Source organism: Nostocoides australiense Ben110 (genome assembly GCF_001050535.1).
Lineage (GTDB): Bacteria > Actinomycetota > Actinomycetes > Actinomycetales > Dermatophilaceae > Nostocoides_A > Nostocoides_A australiense.
This window is the reverse complement of sequence record NZ_HG764815.1, coordinates 3913047-3917439: the sequence shown is the minus strand read 5'-3', so window position 1 is coordinate 3917439 and position 4393 is coordinate 3913047. Positions and strand designations below refer to the sequence as shown.

General features: G+C 66.1%; 7 protein-coding genes and 2 pseudogenes. 4 read left to right on the top strand and 5 right to left on the bottom strand.

Annotated features, from left to right (window positions below):
• Window positions 1-289 (bottom strand): annotated as a pseudogene (locus tag BN11_RS24405) (IS982 family transposase); the annotation flags it as partial.
• Window positions 290-441: 152 nt separating this feature from the next.
• Between BN11_RS24405 and BN11_RS19275 the strand changes: the two are divergent.
• Complete coding sequence (locus BN11_RS19275; RefSeq protein WP_048699976.1) at window positions 442-741, top strand: ASCH domain-containing protein; 300 nt, start codon at window positions 442-444, stop codon at window positions 739-741.
• Window positions 742-825: 84 nt separating this feature from the next.
• Here BN11_RS19275 and BN11_RS19270 read toward each other — a convergent pair whose 3' ends face one another.
• Complete coding sequence (locus tag BN11_RS19270) at window positions 826-1110, bottom strand: type II toxin-antitoxin system RelE family toxin (RefSeq protein ID WP_083433892.1); 285 nt, start codon at window positions 1108-1110, stop codon at window positions 826-828.
• A complete protein-coding gene (relB, locus tag BN11_RS19265) occupies window positions 1110-1322 on the bottom strand; it encodes a type II toxin-antitoxin system RelB family antitoxin (protein WP_048699974.1) in 213 nt (70 codons plus the stop codon). The genes BN11_RS19270 and relB overlap by 1 nt, the downstream gene beginning before the upstream one ends.
• Window positions 1323-1785: 463 nt before the next feature.
• On the opposite strand from relB, the gene BN11_RS19260 reads away from it, so the two are divergent.
• Window positions 1786-1989 (top strand): HigA family addiction module antitoxin, encoded by a 204-nt coding sequence (locus BN11_RS19260; protein ID WP_201329399.1) that lies wholly within the window; start codon window positions 1786-1788, stop codon window positions 1987-1989.
• A gap of 623 nt (window positions 1990-2612) precedes the next feature.
• On the opposite strand, the pseudogene BN11_RS23165 reads toward BN11_RS19260, so the two are convergent.
• A pseudogene (locus BN11_RS23165) lies at window positions 2613-2897 on the bottom strand (LutC/YkgG family protein); the annotation flags it as partial.
• A 101-nt stretch (window positions 2898-2998) separates the two neighbouring features.
• Here BN11_RS23165 and BN11_RS19245 point away from each other — a divergent pair.
• Both BN11_RS19245 and BN11_RS24845 read left to right on the top strand, forming a co-directional pair.
• Window positions 2999-3574, top strand: coding sequence for a recombinase family protein (locus tag BN11_RS19245; protein WP_048699971.1), 576 nt, complete (start codon window positions 2999-3001; stop codon window positions 3572-3574).
• 59 nt (window positions 3575-3633) lie between these two features.
• A complete protein-coding gene (locus BN11_RS24845; protein ID WP_201329315.1) occupies window positions 3634-4056 on the top strand; it encodes a hypothetical protein in 423 nt (140 codons plus the stop codon).
• Here BN11_RS24845 and BN11_RS24840 read toward each other — a convergent pair.
• Window positions 4014-4393 (bottom strand): hypothetical protein (locus BN11_RS24840; protein WP_201329308.1); only part of this gene is annotated, 380 nt, incomplete at its 5' end. The two genes, BN11_RS24845 and BN11_RS24840, sit on opposite strands and share 43 nt — an antisense overlap.

Below are 4393 nucleotides of genomic sequence, written 5' to 3'. Positions count from 1 at the left end.
CCGCCAGCATCGTCGGGCCGAGCCGGCGGACCCGCTTGTTGTACCCGGGTTGGTGCGGTACGTAGGGGAAGAGGTGGCGCAGGTTGGCGCGCACGTGCCGCACCCAGCGGGCTTCGTCATCGAATCCCAGGACCGCTGACAGCACCGCCATCGTCACCAACTCGGCGTCGCTGACCTGCGGTTTCATCCCGACCGCGGGTCGCCATGGCGCCAGTTCGGGGTGTCTCTTCAGCAGATCGTCAAGGGTCACATACAGTGCGGTGGCGAGGGTGTCCAGATCGGTGTCCACGAGAGCCTCCAGAGCTCGAGTTGCTTCGCAACACCGAGTCTGGGCACCCTCACCCCCCGAGTCCCATACGCCACACCAGTCACCTTGGAATCAATCATCTAGGGGACGGTCTCGAGTCTGTCTCGGTACGCGAGCTCCTGCCCTTTTCCTACGTGCAGCCTTACGAGGACTCGGACCCCTTCGTGCGCGGCAGCCGGCGCTACCTCGACGACATCGCCTCTGGGCGCAAGACGAGCTCCATCCGTTACCGGAATCCGATCCCGCTGGGGGAGACGACCTTCGTGTTCGAAGATGCCGAGCATCTCGGCTTCGTAACGATGCCGAGCGCTATCGACTCCGTGTCCCCGGTCCGCTTGGCGGATCTGGACCCGTCCTATCAGGAGTGGCTTCGCGGTCACTACCCGGACATGCCCACGGATCCTCCGCTCACCGAGGTGCGCTTCCACATCTGATCAACCGGGCTTCTGCGGTGAGCTCGTCATGCTCAACGAGTTCGGAACTCGGTGGAGTTCATGTTCAATGTGTAACGAACACTGTCAGCGGTCGTACACCTTCTCGCGCCGTCCGATCGAGAAGACCTCGATCCTGACGATGTCGTCGTGGATGAGTGCGAGGATCCGGTAGGAGCCCACTCGGTAGCGCCATTCGCCTGAGTGGTTTGCCGTGAGCCCTTTGCCGAAGGCTCGTGGGTCGGCGCATCCGTCGAGGTTGTTCTTGATCCACGTGGCGAGGATCTTGGCATCGAACCGGTCCATCTTCTTCAACTGCTTGCGCGCTCTCGCGGTCAACTCGACGCGGTATGGGCTGGCCTGTGCGGCCATCAGGCGAGTTCGGTGAGGATCTCGTCGATGCCGAAGCGCTCGCCGGTGTCTTGCGCGATCGCCGCGCGCAGTTCCTGCAGGTCGTAGGAGTCCTCGATCTTCTCAAGGATGGCGGTGCGGGCGAAGTCGGAGATGCTGACGCCCTCGAACTGGGCGAACTTGCGGACGAGTTCAGCGTCCTGATCGTTCATGCGCACTGTCATGGTGCTCATGGGTCCTCCTCTCACGGTTCTGAATACAGTGTATTCAGGGTGGTGGGTAGGGGCAAGGTGAAGCGCTGCGGTCGGCCGAGTATGGATTCAGCGTGAACGGCGATCGGCGGGAGTGAGGGGCTCACGAACCGTCCGGCACGAGCCGGCGTTCCGTCAGAATTGGTACCGCGTTTTCGTCAGTCTGGCCAGCCCAACCGTGAGCCATCGCCATCCGCAGACCCGACGGGCTTTATGGGCCGAGTAGTCACCGGGGGATACCCGACCGTGCATGGACTTTCCTCGAGGATGCGAACGGCTGGCTGGAGGACTACGCGAACCGCCTGGTGGAGCGGGGCGCCGCCGACGTCGCACCGGCGCAAGCTCCGGTGCTTCGCAAGCTGCTGTTGGTGCTTGCCGCCGCGCCAGGGGCCGAGCTGGTTCAGGATCGTTTGGCGCACGAAGCTGGGCGTGGCCAGCGGTCGCCATCGGTGTGCCGCCGCGGCGGATCAACGAGATCGTTCACGGCAAGCGGGGGATCACGGCCGACACGGCCGTGCGGCTCGCCAAGTATTTCGGGAACTCGGCCGAATTCTGGATGAACCTCCAGTCACACTACGAGCTTCGGATCGAGCGACGGGCGCTCCGTGCGCAGGTTGACGCGATCCAGCCGATCGAGCACGCGTCATGATCATGACTTTGCCGTGCCACCGACTACACAAAGCCCCGATCTTTGAGCACTGCAAGCGGGGCGGGGGCGTGAGAATCAACTTCGTGTAGTCGCAGGACCGAAGTGCTATCGAGGTGGTGCCCGTGACCCGGCTCGAGCTGGGCGGTTTACGGTATGGCGAGTACCAACCCGGGAGGTAGGCAGTGAGTCGTCGGTCTTGGGCACGCGCCGCGTTGATGGCGGACGGCGTCGGGTGCGCTTTGGCCGCGGTCGGCGCCCTCGCCATCGGGCGCCTCGGGGATGAGCTGGACCCCATCTCATCGGCCCGGATCCCGCTCGGGGCCGCGCTTGCAGTCACGAGCGCGATGCTTCTCGGTTCAGCTCGTGACGCCCGCGACCGAGACCTCAGCCGTGCCGCCCTGGTGAATACCGCGTGGGCTCTCGGGTGCACGGCCGCCCTGACGGCGAGGCATACGCGGACGAGCCGTCTCGTCGTCGCCACGACGGCGGTCGCCGATGCCGCGATGGCCGTCACTCAGTGGAGCCTGCGATCGGACCGACACGGGGTCGGATTCAGGCGGGCCGACGCGTGATGGCAACGCGTGCCCGGTCGCTCGGCGGCGGATGGTGCGCGGATGGTGCGATCAGGGACTGTCCACGAGGATGACGTGCAGCGTGCGTGGTCCGTGGACGCCTTCGACCCGGCTCAGCTCGATGTCGCTGGTCGCGCTGGGACCGCTGATCCACGTCAGCGGCCGGCCGGCGCGCACCGCCTCGGCCAGCCGGGCAACGGCCTCCGGCACGTCACTGACCACCTGATCGGCCCGCACGAGACAGATGTGCAGGTCGGGAACCAGGCTGAGCGCCCGCCGCCCTTGCCCCGGCCCGTGATCGAGCACGATCGTCCCGGTCTCGGCGATGCCGACGGCGGAGTCCTCTACCTCACGGACAACCGGGGCAATGACGAAACCGGCTATCTCACAGGGTTGCTGAGCGAAGCAATGGACAAGTCTGTACGGAAGGTCTGGACATGAATGGACACAAGGGGCAGGTCGTGGGGTACGTCCGCGTGAGCGCGGTCGACCAGAACGAGGCAAGGCAGGTCGCCGCCCTCGGAGACGTCGACCGACTGTTCTCCGAGAAGGTCTCCGGCAAGAACGTCCGCGACCGTCCGCAGTTGCAGGAGATGCTCGCCTACGTCCGCGAGGGCGACCTGGTGCGGGTGAAGTCGCCGGACCGGTTGTCCCGGTCGGCCGGGGATCTGATCGCCTTGGTGGAGCAGTTGAAGGCGAAGGGGGTCGAACTGGAGTTTGTCGACAATCCCTCACTTAACACCGACACCCCGCAGGGCGCATTCATGCTGACGATCCTCGCGGCCGTGGCCCAACTGGAGCGGGCGACGATCCGTGAGCGCCAGGCCGAGGGCATCGCACTGGCCAAAGCACGTGGTGTCTATAAGCGGGAGCCCCGGCTCACGAGCGAGCAGGTCGCGCAGGCGCGGGACCTGATCGCCACAGGCGTGCCGAAGTCAGTCGTGGCCCGAAAGGTCGGATGCTCGCGGCAGACGCTCTACCGGGCGATGGCCGGGCCCTGTGCGTCAGGCTGAGGTGAGACACCCCTTCTGAGTTCTTTCCCTCTGCACGGGGCGGAGAAGCGAGACACCTGATGACCATGACGTTGGCTGATGCCGCCCGCCTCGATGATGGGGTGGTGACCCCGAGAGCTGACCAGCCCAAGCGCCGGATGTTCACCGCGGAGTACAAGGCGCGGATCCTGGATGAGTACGACACGGCGGACCGGGGTGAGCGGGGCGCGATCCTGCGCCGCGAGCACCTGTACTCATCCCACATCACCGAGTGGCGCAAGGCTGCCGAGGCCGGTGCGACCGCGGCGCTGGGGCCCAAGAGCCCGAAGACCCGGGACCGCCGCGACCGGGAGGTCGAGCAGCTGCGAGCCCGGGCAGAGAGGGCCGAGGCCGAGCTGGTCCGGACGAAGGCGGCGTTGGAGATCGTGGGAAAAGCACACGCTTATGTGGGTGATCGGTGTCAAGCGGGGGCGTCATCGAGGCGTTGGAGGAGCGCGTCGTAGATGTCTCGGCGGCCGGTTTGGCCCTTGAGGTCGGCGTCGTCGCGTTGCGCTTGGAGGGTGGGGCGGTGCTCGATGGTGGTGAAGAACATGGTGCAGGACTCGCAGATCGTCTCGTAGCGGCAGTCGAGCTCGATGGGACGGGCGCAGTAGCCGTTGCCGAGCAGCCGCTTGGTGGCCTCGGCGCGCAGGGCCCGCATCGCGGGGCCGGCGGCGTCGGGGGGCAGCACGGCTGGCTGGCTTGCCGCGTACAGGGACTCGACCTTGCTGGTGACGGCGAAATACTCGTCGGCGACGGTGCGGTCGGCGATCCGGGCGTACACCATGGTCATCGACAGGT